Annotated in this window: 15 protein-coding genes and 1 pseudogene; 1 reads left to right on the top strand and 15 read right to left on the bottom strand. The window is 42.0% G+C overall.

From position 1 onward, the window contains the following. Positions 1 to 64: 64 nt before the first annotated feature. Complete coding sequence (locus AC075J_RS11660; protein ID WP_022380492.1) at positions 65 to 853, bottom strand: transporter substrate-binding domain-containing protein; 789 nt, start codon at positions 851 to 853, stop codon at positions 65 to 67. A 333-nt stretch (positions 854 to 1,186) separates the two neighbouring features. Between AC075J_RS11660 and dapF the strand changes: the two genes are divergently transcribed. Further along, the gene (dapF, locus tag AC075J_RS11655; RefSeq protein ID WP_055052695.1) at positions 1,187 to 2,038 is read left to right on the top strand and encodes a diaminopimelate epimerase; all 852 of its coding nucleotides are present in this window, start codon (positions 1,187 to 1,189) and stop codon (positions 2,036 to 2,038) included. Positions 2,039 to 2,323: 285 nt separating this feature from the next. Here dapF and AC075J_RS11650 read toward each other — a convergent pair whose 3' ends face one another. The 14 genes and pseudogenes from AC075J_RS11650 to glmM all read right to left on the bottom strand — a co-directional run. Next, complete coding sequence (locus tag AC075J_RS11650; protein ID WP_008706474.1) at positions 2,324 to 2,641, bottom strand: AzlD domain-containing protein; 318 nt, start codon at positions 2,639 to 2,641, stop codon at positions 2,324 to 2,326. Beyond that, positions 2,631 to 3,356: an AzlC family ABC transporter permease gene (locus AC075J_RS11645; RefSeq protein WP_025578184.1), complete on the bottom strand. Its 726-nt coding sequence runs from the start codon at positions 3,354 to 3,356 to the stop codon at positions 2,631 to 2,633. The genes AC075J_RS11650 and AC075J_RS11645 overlap by 11 nt, the downstream gene beginning before the upstream one ends. Before the next feature lie 132 nt (positions 3,357 to 3,488). Beyond that, on the bottom strand, positions 3,489 to 4,328 hold the full coding sequence (locus tag AC075J_RS11640) for an InlB B-repeat-containing protein (protein ID WP_476390350.1): 840 nt from the start codon (positions 4,326 to 4,328) through the stop codon (positions 3,489 to 3,491). 311 nt (positions 4,329 to 4,639) lie between these two features. After that, positions 4,640 to 5,062 (bottom strand): Fur family transcriptional regulator, encoded by a 423-nt coding sequence (locus AC075J_RS11635; RefSeq protein WP_008706467.1) that lies wholly within the window; start codon positions 5,060 to 5,062, stop codon positions 4,640 to 4,642. Between the two features lie 54 nt (positions 5,063 to 5,116). After that, the gene (locus tag AC075J_RS11630; RefSeq protein ID WP_118633392.1) at positions 5,117 to 5,971 is read right to left on the bottom strand and encodes a putative manganese transporter; all 855 of its coding nucleotides are present in this window, start codon (positions 5,969 to 5,971) and stop codon (positions 5,117 to 5,119) included. Positions 5,972 to 6,198: 227 nt separating this feature from the next. Next, positions 6,199 to 7,512: an O-acetylhomoserine aminocarboxypropyltransferase/cysteine synthase family protein gene (locus AC075J_RS11625; protein ID WP_022380497.1), complete on the bottom strand. Its 1,314-nt coding sequence runs from the start codon at positions 7,510 to 7,512 to the stop codon at positions 6,199 to 6,201. A 269-nt stretch (positions 7,513 to 7,781) separates the two neighbouring features. Next, complete coding sequence (mnmA, locus tag AC075J_RS11620) at positions 7,782 to 8,864, bottom strand: tRNA 2-thiouridine(34) synthase MnmA (protein WP_022380498.1); 1,083 nt, start codon at positions 8,862 to 8,864, stop codon at positions 7,782 to 7,784. 182 nt (positions 8,865 to 9,046) lie between these two features. Continuing rightward, positions 9,047 to 9,976, bottom strand: coding sequence for a cysteine synthase A (cysK, locus tag AC075J_RS11615; protein ID WP_022380499.1), 930 nt, complete (start codon positions 9,974 to 9,976; stop codon positions 9,047 to 9,049). A gap of 91 nt (positions 9,977 to 10,067) precedes the next feature. Continuing rightward, positions 10,068 to 10,502: an RrF2 family transcriptional regulator gene (locus tag AC075J_RS11610; RefSeq protein WP_008706458.1), complete on the bottom strand. Its 435-nt coding sequence runs from the start codon at positions 10,500 to 10,502 to the stop codon at positions 10,068 to 10,070. Between the two features lie 165 nt (positions 10,503 to 10,667). Further along, positions 10,668 to 11,096, bottom strand: a complete 429-nt coding sequence (locus AC075J_RS11605) for an ACT domain-containing protein (protein ID WP_055149592.1) — start codon at positions 11,094 to 11,096, stop codon at positions 10,668 to 10,670. 34 nt (positions 11,097 to 11,130) lie between these two features. After that, on the bottom strand, positions 11,131 to 13,509 hold the full coding sequence (locus AC075J_RS11600) for a ribonucleoside triphosphate reductase (RefSeq protein WP_008706456.1): 2,379 nt from the start codon (positions 13,507 to 13,509) through the stop codon (positions 11,131 to 11,133). Positions 13,510 to 13,724: 215 nt separating this feature from the next. Beyond that, entirely contained in the window at positions 13,725 to 14,960 is a 1,236-nt protein-coding gene (gene hflX / locus AC075J_RS11595) for a GTPase HflX (RefSeq protein ID WP_025579229.1), read from the bottom strand. Positions 14,961 to 14,984: 24 nt separating this feature from the next. Beyond that, positions 14,985 to 16,034: a tetratricopeptide repeat protein gene (locus AC075J_RS11590; RefSeq protein WP_025579231.1), complete on the bottom strand. Its 1,050-nt coding sequence runs from the start codon at positions 16,032 to 16,034 to the stop codon at positions 14,985 to 14,987. Between the two features lie 20 nt (positions 16,035 to 16,054). After that, positions 16,055 to 17,311: pseudogene (gene glmM, locus AC075J_RS11585) on the bottom strand (phosphoglucosamine mutase); the annotation flags it as partial.

Raw genomic sequence — 17,311 nt, 5'->3', positions numbered from 1 at the left:
CTCTGTTCCGAAAAGAGAGCTGTTGGCAAATCGTCAACAGCTCTGTTATTTGTTATTTTAATACTTATTTCTTTACAATAATTACCTGGCTTGCATCTGCATAGGTATCTGTAAAGTCAACGCTTGATTTACGGTCTTCTGTTACAGTCATACCAGCTGCACCGAAGTCTGCTTTGCCGGACTGTACGGCCGGAAGGATGGAATCGAATTCCATATCTTCAATTTTCAGTTCATATCCAAGCTTATCACAGATTGCCTGAGCGATATCAGCATCGATACCAACGATATCATCACCTTCATGATATTCATATGGTTCGAACTCAGCGTTAGTAGCCATTACCAGAGTTCCATTGGAACGGTCAACATCTTCCGGTGATTCATATGGAGTCTTACCGGCATCCTCACCAATGTAATTGTCCATGATGCTGTCGATAGTTCCATCCTCTTTCAGATCCTTGAGAGCTCCGTTAATCTTGTCAAGAAGTTCATCATTGCCTTTCTTTAAACAGATTGCATATTCTTCTTCCTCGAATGGCTCATCCAGAATCTTGAGATCATCATTATTCTCAACAAATTTCTGAGCCGGCTGTGAATCGATGATCACACAGTCGATCTGTCCTGCCTTTAATGCCTGAACAGCTTCACTTCCCTTGCTGTAACGTTCTACTGTAGAACCATCTTTCTCATAATCAGATGCATCAAGGTCACCTGTTGTACCAAGCTGAACACCGATTGTTGCTCCTGCAAGATCATCTTTGGATTCAACTTTCTGAGCTGCGGATACGCTTCCTGCCATGGAAAATACCATTACTGCACTGAGTGCAAGAGCTGCAAATCTCTTTTGATCTTTCATCTTTTTTCCTCCTCGCATCCGAAAGTATATCTACGGCTGCCATCTTTTTACCTTCTTCAGGCAACAGCGTATAATTATGCGTTTCGGTTGTATATTTTTGTTTTTAATTTTAACATACTTTCTATAAAATGCAAGGTAAAACTTGAATAACAGATATATTTTCCATATAATGTATAATACATAACTGTTCCGGGAAGGGCAAAATGTTTTTTACATGAAGGTCACAGAAAAACTTTCCCGGTAAAAGATTCGTAATTTTCACTTTTTCATAACATTTTTTCTATATGATACAAGAGGTGTATAAATATTTAACCAAATAAGGAGGCTTTTCTGATGAAATTTACAAAAATGCATGGTATTGGAAATGATTACGTATATGTAAACTGTTTTGAGGAAACTGTGGAAAATCCTTCCGCAGTAGCCAGATATGTCAGTGACCGTCACTTTGGTATCGGTTCCGACGGACTGATCCTGATCAAGCCATCCAAAATCGCAGACTGCGAGATGGATATGTATAATCTTGACGGTTCCCAGGGTGCCATGTGCGGAAACGGTATCCGCTGTGTTGCCAAATATGCCTATGACTACGGCATCGTAAACAAAGAACATATTTCTGTTGCTACAAAAAGCGGCATCAAATATCTGGATCTTACTGTAGAAAACGGAAAGGTATCCCAGGTTAAGGTAAATATGGGTTCTCCGATCCTGACCGCCAGACAGATTCCGGTAGTGTCAGAGAAGGAGGAAGTTATCAATGAACCTCTGGATGTAAACGGAAAAATCTATTACATAACCGCTGTTTCCATGGGAAATCCCCACGCTATTGTTTATATGGATGATATTGACCATCTGGATATTGAAAAGATCGGCCCGGCTTTCGAGAATCATGTTGCATTTCCGGATCGTGTAAACACTGAATTTGTAGAAGTAATCGATGAACATACTGTAAAAATGCGTGTATGGGAACGCGGTTCAGGCGAAACTCTTGCCTGCGGCACAGGTGCATGTGCGGTAGCAGTCGCTTCTGTTCTGAACGGACATGTAGACGGTGACAGTCCTGTCACTGTAAAACTTCTCGGCGGTGACCTGCAGATTTTCTGGAACAGACAGGAGAATCTTGTTTACATGACAGGCCCGGCTGCCACAGTATTTGACGGTGAAATTGATGTAAGCTTTCTGAAATAAAAAACTGTCTGAAACTGCAGCAAATAACAGACAGCTTATCTGCTTCAGCTGCCGGTCACAATATTACGCAGTCAAGCGGATATTCGCAATCCGCTTCGCTACTTGCTCATAACCAAATAACTGCTCCGCAGTTTATCAGAAGGAGCTTGCACTCCTCCTGATACAAGCAAATCCCCACCCACTGCTTATTGCTTTTCGCAATTGAAGCAGGGGACTTACTTGATTCGGTTAAAAAACGGATACACACCATTCAGCTGTGGTTATGTATCCGTTTTTTATCAACTTTTACACTGCAAATTCCAGTATTCTTTCCACAATAAATACCGCAGCACATGCGAATAACGCAACTGTAAGAAGACTTTTCTCCTTATATGCCGCGATCAGTGCCACAATAAATCCCACAGCAGCCGAGATCACACTGTCTGTGGCAAAAAGGATCGCTGGAAATGTCATAGCTGCCAGACATGCGTAGGGAACATAGTACAGAAATGATCTGATAAACGGACTTGTGATCTCTTTTCTGGAAAGAGCAAGCGGGAGCATACGGATCAGATATGTAACTGCTGCCATTACCAGAATGTAAATATAAATATTATGACTCATGAACACCCTCCTCCTCTTTCTCATCCTCTATCGGACAGAAGTATGCGGCAGCCCCTGCCACGATCAGTGTAGTAATAATGATCACAAAACCTGACGAAACCTCCGACAGAAACGGAATCACTTTAAACAAAGTGCTGATCAGCATTGCTGCCACGACAACTGCCAGTACTGCCTTATTCTGCTTTGCCGGAGGAATAATAATTGCAAGGAACATACCGTAAATAGCCACGCTGAGTGCACTCATCATAAAATCCGGAAGAAGATTTCCGGAAATTGCTCCTGCCAGGGTTCCAAGTACCCATCCCGGGATTGCCACACACATGGCACCATAATTATAAAATGCGCTTACCTTTCCGGGCTGACTGGCACTGATCCCGAAAATCTCATCCGTCACACCAAATGCTGCAATATAGCGGTGAACCAAAGATTCATCTCTTCTGAATTTCTGAGCAAGGGAAAATGACATCAGACAATATCTCAGATTAATGATCAGCTGTGTCAGTGCCATCTCCCAGTAAGAGCCGCTCATTACCATGATCTCAAGTCCTGCAAACTGCCCTGCTGAAGTCACGTTTGTCAATGAGATCAGCACAGCCTGCCAGATACTCAGTCCATCAGCAACTGCCATCATGCCAAATGTAAACGATACAGCAAAATATCCCAGTCCTATGGGAATACCATCCTTAACTCCTTTTCTGAAGCTTTCACTTCTCATGTTTCTCTCCTCCTGTTACCTTTTGTGATCCTTTGATAACTGTTTAACTCTTTCACAGCTACAACTTTCGTATTTACTGATACACACAGATAACCCGGAGAACAGTATTCTGTCTCCGGGTTTCAGTCAGGATTATCTGATCTGTTTTATTGCATATGCATAAATTCTCTTATAAGTCCTCATAGAATAATGAACACCATCATCTGTATAACCGCGAAATTCACAGCGAGTCGTATAACCACATCTCATCAGATAAGAATAACTGTTGATCCATGTAAAATTCCCGTTCAGTCTCTGTCTGAGTCTGTTATTAAATCCGCGGATCTCAGACTCCTTCCGCGTGGATTTCATTGCCGTATTACATGGATTCACAGACATATAAAATAATTCACAGTTCCTGGCAGTCAGCTTTCTGGATAATCCATTCATATAAGAAGCATAGTCTGACGCAACAGAATCATAACTGATGGACTCCCTGTTTTTGTGGATCAGGTCATTTACTCCCAGATTGAAAATAACTGCCACCGGCTTCGCATTATCATCCATCCCGCTTATTTCATTCAGCAGTTCCTTTTCTCCGTATTTTTTCATCCAGTCAAGCCCTTCTCCTGTCTTGCATACAAATCCAACTTTCTTTAAACTGTCAGAACTGCATTGCTGCTTCAGAGTACTGCGAAGCATTGCTGTGCGGGAATCTCCCACAAAAATAATCTTATCATATTTCTCCACACTGTCCGCAAGACCGCCTGCATAAATATCCGGTTCCTGATTCCATTTATACTTCACCGGATAAAGATGAATATTTTTCGTAACCTGAATTTTCTGATATGCCTGATACATTGGATTACAGGTCTGTCCGGGAACTGTTGACCATCCCAGAAATGTATATCCCCTCTTATTCACTTCCACAGGAAGAATCACAGAACCACCGCTTTTCACTTTCTTTTTTGTGATTCCTCCTGAAGTCTCTATTGTAACTGTTTTCGTGGATGTTTTTTCTTTTGCACTGTTGAATTCTTAGCAGTCTGCATTATTGCCGCCTGTGCTGCAGACGGGGGTGCTGCACATATTAATACACACGCCAGAAAAAATAATAACATTCTTCTTACACACATCTGTCTCTTCTGTTTTCTCATTATTGCCTTCTTTTATGATTTCATATATTATCTGTTATTTTTACCGGTACTTACAGCAATTTCGCTGTCTTTTCTCTTCACCATACTGCTTCGCAGTCAATTTGACCAAACAGTTGTATTTCAGTTTACATCATCTGACAGAAACAGTCAACAGTCTTCGCCACTGCCTTTACATTCTTTACAGACTCCATACAAAATAGAATTCTTACACTGCAGGGTAAATCCATGACTTTCTTCAATATGATGAGAAATTTCTTCCATAAAATGACATTCCAGATGAATGATCTTTCCACATTTTACACACTTCAGGTGCAGATGCTGTTCACATCCCCGTCCCGGTTCTACATACTGATAAGCAGCCTGGCAACCTTTCTCTGCAACATATTTGATCACAGTTCCATCCTTTGCAAGCTTGTCCAGATAGCGGTAAATGGTTGTGATATTTACCTCACTGTCATGTTTCTTCAGATACTCATCCACATCAGCAGCTGTAACCGTATGGTCATTACTGTTTTTCAAATATTCAAGTATTTTTCTGCGGCTTGCTGTCGCATAACTGCTTCCTGCCATAATTTTATCATTCCTCCTAAAATCAGCTTCTTCTGACAGAGCAGACTCGGTTAATCAGAAAACAATTCCTGCAAATTCAATAATAATTCCCCAGAATACACCAAGTCCATAAAGTACTCCCACAATTTTCAGATTCTGAACCCTGTCTCTGTTCAAACGAAACAGAATCAGAAGCCCAACTCCTGCATTTACAAGAAGTCCCGCCATCATCGCCCCGGCTCCGATAATATGATCCAGATATAACTGGGTGATTACTACAGAAGAAGCGCAGTTGGGAATCAGTCCCACTAAAGCTGCGATCAGTTCACCTGCAATCGGTGTTCCTGTAAAAAGTCCTGCCAGTGTCTCTTCTCCGACTAATCCAATGATAATATTTAAAGCAAGAGAAATCAAGAAAATGTACACAAAAACTTTTAATGTGTGAAATGCTGCTGAAGAAATAACTCCATGTTCACAATGGCAGCGTTCTTCTTCACAGATTTCATGAATATCCACATCAGGTTCCTGTTTCTTCAGAATATGTGTGTAAACATACTCCAGCACCAGGCCGGAAAGTATTCCGATCACCGCTTTGCAGGTCAGGATTTTCACAATTGTAACTACAGGAACTGCATTGGAGATCATGATCGGAAACATTTCATCTGAAGTAGACAGATACACCGCGATCAAAGTTCCCACTGTGATCACACGTCCGGCAAAAAGGCTGGATGCCGCTGCCGAAAATCCACACTGTGGGATCACTCCCAGAAGTCCACCCCATACCGGTCCGAATTTTCCGGCTGTACGGATTCTCTTTCGTGCTGCCGCACCTGTCTTATGCTCCATCCATTCCATAAACAGATAAGTAAGAAAAAGAAAGGGTAGCAGCTTGATGCTGTCTATTACTGAATCTAATATAATCTCTGACATATAGTTCTCCTTATATTTGCACTTTATTTGTATTTGCAACTCATTTACATTTGCAACTTATTTGCATTTCTGTATTATATAGTATTTTTATAATTTGTCAAGTCTGTAAACCATACAATTGAAACATTCCAAAAAAAAGACCATCTTTCAGATATGGGGGAAAATCCGGAAGATGGTCTTTTTATTCATGTTTTATTTATACAATATATAAGAATGTTATATCTGTATTATTCAGCAACTGCCTTAAATGCTTCATCAAGATCCTGAATGATATCGTCAATATTCTCTGTACCAATGGAAAGACGAATTGTATTTGGTTTGATACCCTGATCGAGAAGTTCTTCTTCTGTGCACTGGCTGTGTGTTGTTGTAGCCGGATGGATAACAAGAGATTTAACATCAGCTACATTGGCAAGCAATGAGAACAGTTCCAGATTATCAATGAAGTCCTTTGCCTTCTGCGCATCACCTTTAATCTCAAATGTAAAGATGGAACCGCCGCCATTCGGGAAGTATTTCTTATAAAGCTCCTGCTGAACCGGATCTGTGGATACAGACGGATGATGAACTTTCTCTACCTGCGGATGGTTATTTAAGTACTGAACAACTTTCAGTGCATTCTCTACATGGCGTTCAACACGAAGTGACAGTGTTTCAAGTCCCTGAAGGAAAATGAATGAACTTACCGGAGAGATGGTTGCACCTGTATCACGAAGAAGAATTGCACGAATCTTTGTAACAAATGCTGCTGGTCCGCATGCCTTTGTAAAGCTTACGCCATGATAGCTTGGGTTCGGCTCTGTCAGAGATGCGAATTTACCTGATGCTTCCCAGTCAAATTTACCACTCTCAACGATCACACCTCCGATTGTTGTACCATGTCCACCGATGAATTTAGTTGCAGAATGAACAACGATATCTGCACCATATTCGATTGGTCTTACAAGGTAAGGTGTTGCAAATGTGTTATCCACTACAAGCGGAATCTTATGTGCATGAGCAATCTTTGCGATAGCTTCAATATCAACTACATCAGAGTTCGGGTTTCCAAGAGTCTCGATGTAAACAGCTTTTGTGTTATCCTGAATTGCGTTCTCTACTTCTTCAAGATCAAATACATCAACGAATGTTGTTGTGATTCCATAAGCCGGAAGTGTATGCTCCAGAAGGTTTGTTGTTCCACCGTAAATATTCTTGGCTGCTACAATGTGGTCACCCTGCTGTGCAAGATTCTCAATTGTATATGTGATCGCTGCTGCACCGGATGCTACTGCAAGTGCCGCAGAACCGCCTTCAAGTGCTGCGATTCTTTTCTCGAATACATCTTCAGTCGGGTTTGTAAGACGTCCGTAAATGTTACCTGCATCTGCAAGTCCGAAACGTGCAGCTGCATGATCGCAGTTTCTGAATACATAAGAAGATGTCTGATAGATTGGTACTGCTCTTGCATCTGTAACCGGATCCGGACTCTCCTGTCCTACGTGAAGCTGTAATGTTTCAAATTTGAAATGTCTGTCTTTTCTTTCGATTTTTTTGCTCATGTGTATATCCTCATCTTTCTCTGATTTATAATAATCTTTTTCTCTGCAAAACTGATTCCGGCTCTTAAGCCCCTTATCTGCAAGTCATTTTTGTTTCTACGCTTTTCATATCTGTTTGATATGATTTAGCATAGTTGTATATTACCATTTAATTCCTAGTACGTCAATAGGAAATTTTCTATAGCGTTTAATAGCTAATAACTATAACGTTTCCAAAAAACAGTGCAGATAAGACAGTCCGACAAAATGCGAAAGACAAGGATGATCTGTCATTTAATACAATTTTCAATCACGCCGCCGCCTACAACGATATCACCATCATATAACACAACTGCCTGCCCTCTGGTGATAGCTCTCTGTGGTTTATCAAAACGCACGTGCAGCACTCCATCTTCCGTCTGCCATGCTACGGCCTCCTGCTCCGGATGACGGTAACGGATCTTTGCTTTCAGTCTCATTGGCTCCTTCAGAGATTCACAGGAAATCAGATTGACCTTTGTTGCAGTCAGTTCCGAATGGAAAAGATCCTCATTATTTCCCAGAACCACCTGATTGGTCTTTGGAGAAATATCACACACATACAGTCTGGATGCTGCCGGAATACCAAGTCCTCTTCTCTGGCCAAGTGTATAGTGAATGATTCCTTTATGTTTACCAAGAATGTTTCCTTCTGTATCTACAAAATCGCCCGGGATTGATTTACGTCCTGTGTACTGTTCAATAAACTTTGCATAATCACCGTCCGGTACGAAACAGATATCCTGGCTATCATGCTTTCTGGCATTAACAAAGCCATGCTTCTCTGCGATCTCACGCACTTCCGTTTTGCGAAGCCCGCCAAGAGGCAGGGAAATATGCGCAAGCTGCTCCTGTGTCAGCATATAAAGCACATAACTCTGATCCTTCGTATCATCCACAGCTTTCTTTAATAAGTAACGGTTCTTCTCCTCATCATATTCCACACGTGCATAATGTCCGGTTACAATATAATCATACTCCAGTTCACGCATTCTCTGAAACATCTTGTCAAATTTCAGATAACGATTGCAGTCAATGCAGGGATTTGGCGTGGCTCCATGCTCATAGGCATCCACAAAGCGGTCCATAACATCCTCTTTAAACCTCTCGGAAAAGTTAAAAACATAGTACCTGATCCCCATTCTGTAGCAGACATTTCTGGCATCCTCCACATCATCCAGAGAACAGCAGGTTTTCTCTCTCTTTACTCCTATGTCCTCATTGTGAAATAATTTCATGGTAGCACCGATACATTCATCACCGGTTTCCTTTGTAAGCAGAGCTGCCACAGAGCTGTCCACTCCGCCGCTCATTGCGATAATTGCTTTTCTCATTTTTATTCCATCCTGTTCTGTGATCCGATTACACGGAATATTATTGTTTATGATAATTTTATTTATGTTATGATAGCTGTTCTGCAAAATACTGAACAGTTACATAAAAATCATTTGTACAGCATATCTATTCTAACACATTTATGTAAAATAAAAAAAGCCCTAAAAAGGGCTTTTTTATTTTACACAAATAATGGAGTAGAATAGTAACGGTCACCGGAATCCGGAAGAAGAGCTACGATTGTTTTTCCTTTATTCTCCGGTCTCTTGGCCAGCCGGATTGCCGCATAGAGAGCCGCACCGGAAGAAATACCAACAAGAATTCCCTCATGTTTGGCGATCAGCTTGCCAACTGTAAAAGCATCCTCATTCTCAACCGGAAAAACCTCATCATAAACCTCTGTATTTAATGCCTTCGGAACAAATCCCGCACCGATTCCCTGAATCTTATGCGGACCGCTCTTTCCCTGAGAAAGTACAGGGGAAGTTGCAGGCTCTACTGCCACTACTTTCACGTCAGGATTCTGGGATTTCAGATATTCACCAACACCGGTGATCGTTCCGCCTGTACCAACACCTGCCACAAAAACATCTACCTGTCCGTCTGTGTCTCTCCAGATTTCCGGACCTGTGGTCTTTTTGTGGATAGCAGGATTTGCAGGGTTATCAAACTGTCCCGGAATAAAACTGTTCTCATATTCCTTCGCAAGTTCGTTTGCTTTGGCGATTGCGCCATTCATACCTTTTGTTCCATCTGTCAATACGATTTCTGCACCGTATGCTTTCAGAATATTCCTTCTCTCAACACTCATTGTCTCAGGCATCGTAAGTATCACTCTATATCCTTTGATTGCAGCAAGAGAAGCAAGACCGATTCCGGTGTTACCTGATGTAGGCTCGATGATCACTGCGCCAGGCTTTAGAACGCCTCTCTCTTCAGCGTCTTCGATCATACTCAGGGCGATACGGTCTTTGGCACTTCCTGCCGGGTTAAAATACTCAAGCTTCACAAGTATTCTCGCTTCCAGCCCAAGCTCTTTTTCAAGATTTCCAACCTCAAGGAGAGGAGTATTTCCAACCAGTTCCGCTGCATTTTTATAGATTTTTGCCATGAGTTCGTCCTCCTTATTTCATACTAAGTATATATGAATTATATGTTATATACATAATATTCTATAAATCCACTGTTGTCAAGAGGGAAAATCAAATTACATAATCATTTCCCATCTCTTCATACCAGTCTTTAAGATCCTGCAATGTAACCTTATCCAGTACTCCCTCAATAGCTTCATCAAGCATCTTCCAGAGACGGAGTGTGACGCATTCCCCGGCTCTGCTGCACTGATTCGGTTCGTCCTCCAGACAGGCTACCGGCTTCATGCTGCCTTCTGTCAGTCTCAGAATAGTTCCCACCGTATATGTTTCCGGCTCTCTGGCAAGCATATAACCGCCCTGTGCCCCTCTCAGGCTCTTTACATATCCCGCCTTCTTTAATGATGAAATAATCTGTTCCAGATATTTTTCTGAAATATTTTCCCTCGCAGAAATATCTTTGATCTTGACCAGTTCTCCTGTATTATGAACTGCAAGATCAAGCATAAGTCTCAGAGCATATCTTCCTTTTGTAGAAATCTGCATTTTTCAAAACCTCCTAATTAAATTTCGTCGGATTATCATTGTTTTCTTTTATTATATAGTATTCCTAGTCATATAGTCAAGATGTATTCAACTTTCCTATATGAATATACAAAAAATCACAGAACCATCCCCAGTCCTGTGATTCTCTCACTGTCTTATACAGTATTATTTTTCCAGTTCTTCTGCTGAAGTAAATACATTAAATCCATTATTCTTAAGAATACATTCTGTCACTGCACCATCCTCCGTCTGAAGAATTACTACAGGTCTGAGATCTTTTCTGTGGAAAGAAGTATAAATATAGTCAAGACTTACATTACTGTCTGATGCTACTTTCAGGAGTTCATCCAGACCGCCTACCTGATCTTTCATATCAACTACGATCGCCTGTGTAATACGATTCATATATCCACTCCTGTTTAAAACAATTTCCGCTTTATCCGGATCGTTGCAGATCATACGGAAGATTGCAAACTCCGGTGCATCGAAGCATGCAAATCCATAAATATTAATCCCGTTATCTGCAAGTATCCCTGTCACTCTTTTCAGACTTCCTGCTTTATTTTCCACAAATACAACATTCTGTTTGATCATCTCTTTTATCCTCCGGTCAACTCTCTCAGTATCTTTATAATCCCTCATCCACATATTTCTTAATATTGGATGTATTTACATATTTCGTCATATGCTCACCGTCTGTGATCACCAGAGTCGGAGCCTGCATAATTCCAAACTCCTTCACCATCTCCGGATTCTTCTCCGCATCAATAATCTCGAACTCCCTGCCTTCCAGTATCTTCTTCGCCACTCTGCAGTTCGGACAGGTACTGGTTGTAAACAGGTATTTATGTGATGCCACAGGTTCTATCTTCACATCATCCTTAGTCACAGTAACTACACTGGCATGAACCGGCTGTATTTTTCTGATATCTGAATGCATCACATCATAAAGCGTACGGTTCTTATACTCCTGTGCTTTACCGTCATTCCAGTTCTGTACAGGTCTGTAATATCCTGTGATACGACTGTAAACCTCCGCCTTCTTACCACATTTCGGACAAGTGAAATGCTCTCCGCTGATGTAGCCATGTTCCTTACATACAGAATAGGTCGGCGAAATCGTATAATACGGCAGTTTATAATTCTCTGCGATCTTACGTACCAGTGCTGCTGCTGCTTTCCAGTCAGGAAGCTTCTCACCGATAAATGCATGGAATACAGTACCTGATGTATAAAGCGTCTGCAGATCATCCTGAATATCCAGTGCATCAAAAATATCTGTGGTATATTCAACCGGAAGATGAGAACTATTTGTATAATAAGGAGTATCCCCTTCCTTGCCTGCAGTCTTAATATCCGGCCAGCGTTTTCTGTCATGTTTGGCCAGACGATAGGCAGTAGATTCAGCAGGAGTTGCCTCAAGATTAAACAGTTCTCCTTCGTACTTCTCCTGATAATCGGACAGACGTTCCCGCATATGAAGAAGAACCTCTTTTGTAAACCTCTGCGTACGCTCATCAGACATATCTTTTCCCAGCCAGCGGGCATTCAGACCAACCTCGTTCATTCCCACCAGTCCAATGGTAGAGAAATGATTGGAAAAGCTTCCAAGATATCTCTTTGTATAAGGATATAATCCCTCATCCAGCAGCTTACCAATTACTTCACGTTTAATATGCAGAGAACGTGCGGAAATATCCATTAAGCGATCCAGACGATTGTAAAACTCTTCCGGTGTCTTGGAAAGATATGCGATACGCGGCATATTTATAGTTACTACCCCCACAGAACCGGTACTCTCTCCTGATCCGAAGAAACCACCGCTCTTCTTGCGGAGTTCTCTCAGATCCAGACGCAGACGGCAGCACATACTGCGGATATCACTTGGTTTCATATCACTGTTAATATAGTTTGAGAAATACGGTGTTCCATATTTGGATGTCATCTCAAAAAGAAGGCGGTTATTCTCTGTATCAGACCAGTCAAACTCATTTGTTATGGAATAGGTCGGAATAGGATACTGGAACCCGCGTCCGTTGGCATCCCCCTCGATCATGGTCTCAATAAATGCCTTATTGATCATATCCATCTCTTTTTTGCAGTCTTTGTACTTGAAATCCATATTCTTTCCGCCTACGATAGCCGGAAGCTCTGCAAGATCATCCGGTACTGTCCAGTCCAGCGTAATGTTGGAGAAAGGTGCCTGTGTTCCCCATCTGCTTGGGGTATTGACTCCATAAATAAAAGACTCAATACATTTCTTCACTTCCGGATAACTTAAATTATCTGCCTTGACAAAAGGTGCCAGATAAGTATCAAAGGATGAGAAAGCCTGCGCTCCGGCCCATTCATTCTGCATAATCCCAAGAAAGTTTACCATCTGATTGCAGAGAACACTCAGATGCTTTGCAGGTGAAGATGTGATCTTGCCTTCAATACCGCCAAGTCCCTCCTGGATCAGCTGTTTCAGTGACCATCCTGCACAATATCCGGTCAGCATGGACAAGTCATGAATATGAATATCTGCATTTCTGTGTGCATCTGCGATTTCATTGTCATAAATCTCAGACAGCCAGTAATTTGCAGTAACTGCACCGGAGTTGCTTAAGATCAGACCTCCAACTGAATAAGTAACTGTGGAGTTCTCCTTTACACGCCAGTCCTCAACCTTCACATAACTGTTTACGATTTCTTTGTAATCCAAGATCGTTGACTTCATGTTGCGAACCTTTTCCCTCTGCTTGCGGTAAAGAATGTAGGCTTTTGCCACATCTGCATATCCGGCCTGGATCAGCACGTTCTCCACACTGTCCTGAATTTCTTCTACTGTAATCTTATTATCTGTAATCTTTTTCTGAAAATCAGAAGTAACACGCAGCCCTAAAAGATCAATCATCTCTTCGCTATAATTTTTCTCTTTTGCATCAAAGGCTTTATGGATAGCCGCTGTGATCTTGCCTATTTTAAACTCATCCACTTCGCCATCACGTTTTACTACCTGAAACATATCTAATGCCCCCATTTTCTCTTGTTAATCTGTTTCTCCTGCATATTCTTACCGGAGATATTTCTGTCGTTACTGTCCACTTTGCTCTGAGTAACACTGTAGGTTCATTGTATCAGAGTATCACCGGTTCGTCAACACGCAAAAATACCACATAATGTTCCTCATTTTCGTAAAAGGCACAATATATGGTATTTTCTTATTTTTCAAAATATTTTTTATACAACTCTGGCGTAGATTTCTTTCGGCACCCTTGCCTTCACAGCAATCCCTTCCTCTGTGTATTCCTCTGAGATAAGCTGCCCATATTCGCGGATCAGCTGGATTTTTCCTGCTTCCTGATAAGGGAAAAGGCGCTCCACATAAATCTGTTCTTCAGCAAGAAGCTTCTCCAGAAGATCATTCAGATCTGCAAGACCCTCGCCTGTCTTTGCAGAGACCTTCAGCGTATAGTCCGATTTAAAATCTCGCAGTACGCATGCCCCCGGCGCATCCTGCTTATTAAAGAGTGTGATGATCTTCTTTCCCATCACTCCCAGTTCTTTTAATGTCTCATATACCACATGCATCTGCATCTCTGCCTGCGGATTGGAAGAATCTACCACATGGATAATATAATCTGCATATTTGGCCTCTTCCAATGTGCTCTTGAATGCCTCGACCAGATGATGCGGAAGCTTATGGATAAATCCAACCGTATCTGTGAGAAGAATCTGCTGTCCGTCCTTCAAATTTAAAAGTCTGGTAGTTGGATCCAGTGTAGCAAACAGTTTATCCTCTGATAAAACCTCTGAGCCTGTCAGTGTGTTCAGCAGCGTAGATTTTCCCGCATTTGTATATCCTACGATTGCAGCAGTCTTCATATTGCCTCTGGCCCGGCTGGAACGGATCAGTTCCCTGTGTTTCTCCACCTGGGATAATTCCTGCTTCAAAGCAGAGATCCTTGTACGGATAAGACGACGGTCTGTCTCCAGCTTTTTCTCTCCCGGACCTCTGGTTCCGATTCCACCTCCCAGACGGGAAAGAGATTCCCTGAGACCGACCAGACGGGCAGATCTGTAGCGAAGCTGTGCAAGCTCTACCTGTATTTTACCCTCACTGGTTATAGCTCTCGCTGCAAAAATGTCCAGAATCAATAATGTCCTGTCCATCACCTTACAGTCCAGTTCCCGCTCCAGATTATTCAGCTGTGCAGGAGAAAGTTCGTCATCACAGATAATTCCGGTTGCATCCATAGCATATACCAGTGCACGTACTTCCTCTATCTTTCCTTTTCCAATATAAGTTCCGGGATGCACAGACTCACGATTCTGAATGATTCTTCCCACTGTAACAGCTCCCGCAGTTGATGCAAGCTCCTTCAGTTCATCCAGGGATTCTTCCACATTATCATGATCATCCGTCTGCACTCCCACAAGAACCACCCGTTCTTCAAGCTTTCCAAATTCTTCCATAAATTCTCCTCAGTCAGATGGATATTACACACGCGTTTTAAGAAATGCAAGTTCCTTCTTAACAGTTTTATCTTCCGGGTATAATTCCAGATATTCCTGTGCTTTCTGCAAAGCAGTCTGAAAATCCAGTTTCTTCTCATAGACTACGATCTCATTAAACAGCAGACTCTGCATATCCTCCGCTCCTGCCACATGGATTCCGCTTTCTATATCAGAAAGGGCACTGTCATAATCCCCATCCTCTATATCACACAGTGCAAGTCCGTTAAATCCTTTGGCTCCGTTTTCTGCCTGTGATACATACTGCTGAAACATTGCTTTTGCATTTGCGCTGTCTCCTTTATCCATATATACCATACCAAGCAGAACCAGTGCCTCCGTATTATCGCCGTCTATGGCCTGTTTCAGTTCACTTTCAGCATTTTCATAATCATCCATATAATAATAAACTCTGCCGCGGTCACAATGATCCTCTGCATTTTTTGCAGTTCCTGACAAAGCAGCTTCCAGATAACGGGTTCCGTCTGCTTCCATATCCCTGTTCAGATATGCCCCGTAGATCTGGATAGCTCTGTCATAAGTTGCATCTTCGCCGTAGGCCTGTTCAAAATTAGCAGAAGCTTCCTCATAGGAATCCATGGCCAATGCTGTTTCTCCCGTAAGGAAGTACAGATCCGCATCCATTTTATAGTTTTCTGCCAGAGTCTGGCAGTCTTCCAGCGCTGCCTCATAATCCTTTACTTTGAGATAAGCCACAGCTCTATATGACAGAATATCTTTCTTTAATGCTTTGCCAACTTTGTCACATTTAAGCGCATCATTGAAATATGTTATGGCTTCTTCATAGTTTCCAAGCTTGAGTTTTGCTACGCCTGCACCTCTGTACGACTGTGCAGGCTTCACTCCTTCAGAAATTGCTGTCTCGTATTCTTCAAGTGCTGCCTCATAATTTCCCTGTTCCAGATCCTGTGCAGCCTGTTTATAATTCTTTGTATTTCCCACATTGCAGCCTGTCAGAAGTCCAAGGCTTAAGCAGACAGCAGTCAGAAATAATCTTTTTTTTCTGTTATACATGTAATTCCTTTGCCAGTAAATCAGTCAATGAGCAATCCTTCAGATTCCATTACCTTTACTACATGATCAACATTCTCAAGGCAGAGTTCATCTGTTCCGGCTTCTACCATAACACGAATCAATGGCTCTGTGCCACTCTCGCGTACCAGAATACGCCCATCACTTCCCAGTTTCTTTGCAACTTCCTCTACAGCAGCAACTACCTTCGGATTCTCTCTCGCAATCTTCTTGTCTGCCACCCGGACATTTCTGAGAAGCTGTGGATAAACCTTCATTTCCCTTGCCAGATCACACAGAGTTGCTTTCTTCTCTACACACGCTTCCATTACCATGAGAGAAGTAAGGATTCCATCACCTGTTGCAGCGTAACGGCTGAAAATAATATGTCCGGACTGCTCACCGCCAAGACTGTATCCATTCTCCATCATATTCTCTGCCACATATTTATCTCCTACTGCAGTCTGCTCATATTTCATACCCTCTCTCTCCAGAGATTTGTACAGACCGAGATTTGACATAACAGTGGTTACTACTGTATCATCTTTTAATCTGCCCTGCTCCTTGAGATATTTTCCACATACATACATAATCTTATCACCGTCGACCACATTTCCCTTATGGTCAACAGCAATACAGCGATCTGCATCACCATCATAAGCAAAACCGATATCCAATCCATTGTCCACAACATATTTCTGCAGGACTTCAATATGGGTAGAGCCACAGTTTGTATTGATATTTGTACCATCCGGCTGGTTATTGATCACATAAGTCTTTGCCTGAAGTGCCTCAAATACACTCTTTGCAATAGCTGAAGAACTTCCGTTTGCACAGTCAAGCCCTACTTTAATGCCTTTGAAATCCCTGCTTGGAATAGAAATCAGATGTCCGATATAACGATTCCTTCCTGAAGCAAAATCCACAGTGCGTCCAATATCTTCTTTAGTTGCCAGAGGAAGATCCTCGATCAGGCCATCCAGATATGCTTCAATCCTTGCTTCTACTTCCGCTTCAATCTTCTGTCCGTTTCCATTGAGAAGTTTGATACCATTATCATAGAATGGATTATGGCTTCCGGAGATCATAATACCACAGTCAAAATCCTCTGTACGTACTGCATAGGAAACACTTGGGGTCGTCGTTACATCAAGAAGATATACATCTGCACCGGACGCTGTCAGACCTGCAACAAGTGCATATTCAAACATATAACTGCTTTACCTTCTTGTATCTTTCCAATAACAATCTTAGCTTTATGGTCTCTTCCATAATACCAG

The organism is Blautia sp. ZXY-1-C6, assembly GCF_056339875.1.
Note: the sequence above shows the minus strand (reverse complement) of the source record. Positions and strands in the feature narration are given on the sequence as shown.

Bases quoted from the DNA above. Each gene is read 5' to 3' on its own strand.
- AC075J_RS11630 (WP_118633392.1), bottom strand. From the start codon at position 5,971: ATGTCAGAGATTATATTAGATTCAGTAATAGACAGCATCAAGCTGCTA.
- AC075J_RS11660 (WP_022380492.1), bottom strand. From the start codon at position 853: ATGAAAGATCAAAAGAGATTTGCAGCTCTTGCACTCAGTGCAGTAATG.
- AC075J_RS11610 (WP_008706458.1), bottom strand. From the start codon at position 10,502: ATGCAGATTTCTACAAAAGGAAGATATGCTCTGAGACTTATGCTTGAT.
- hflX (WP_025579229.1), bottom strand. From the start codon at position 14,960: ATGGAAGAATTTGGAAAGCTTGAAGAACGGGTGGTTCTTGTGGGAGTG.
- cysK (WP_022380499.1), bottom strand. From the start codon at position 9,976: ATGGCAAAAATCTATAAAAATGCAGCGGAACTGGTTGGAAATACTCCT.
- mnmA (WP_022380498.1), bottom strand. From the start codon at position 8,864: ATGAGAAAAGCAATTATCGCAATGAGCGGCGGAGTGGACAGCTCTGTG.
- AC075J_RS11605 (WP_055149592.1), bottom strand. From the start codon at position 11,096: ATGATCAAACAGAATGTTGTATTTGTGGAAAATAAAGCAGGAAGTCTG.
- AC075J_RS11590 (WP_025579231.1), bottom strand. From the start codon at position 16,034: ATGTATAACAGAAAAAAAAGATTATTTCTGACTGCTGTCTGCTTAAGC.
- dapF (WP_055052695.1), top strand. From the start codon at position 1,187: ATGAAATTTACAAAAATGCATGGTATTGGAAATGATTACGTATATGTA.
- AC075J_RS11600 (WP_008706456.1), bottom strand. From the start codon at position 13,509: ATGTTTCAGGTAGTAAAACGTGATGGCGAAGTGGATGAGTTTAAAATA.
- AC075J_RS11635 (WP_008706467.1), bottom strand. From the start codon at position 5,062: ATGGCAGGAAGCAGTTATGCGACAGCAAGCCGCAGAAAAATACTTGAA.
- AC075J_RS11625 (WP_022380497.1), bottom strand. From the start codon at position 7,512: ATGAGCAAAAAAATCGAAAGAAAAGACAGACATTTCAAATTTGAAACA.
- AC075J_RS11645 (WP_025578184.1), bottom strand. From the start codon at position 3,356: ATGAGAAGTGAAAGCTTCAGAAAAGGAGTTAAGGATGGTATTCCCATA.
- AC075J_RS11650 (WP_008706474.1), bottom strand. From the start codon at position 2,641: ATGAGTCATAATATTTATATTTACATTCTGGTAATGGCAGCAGTTACA.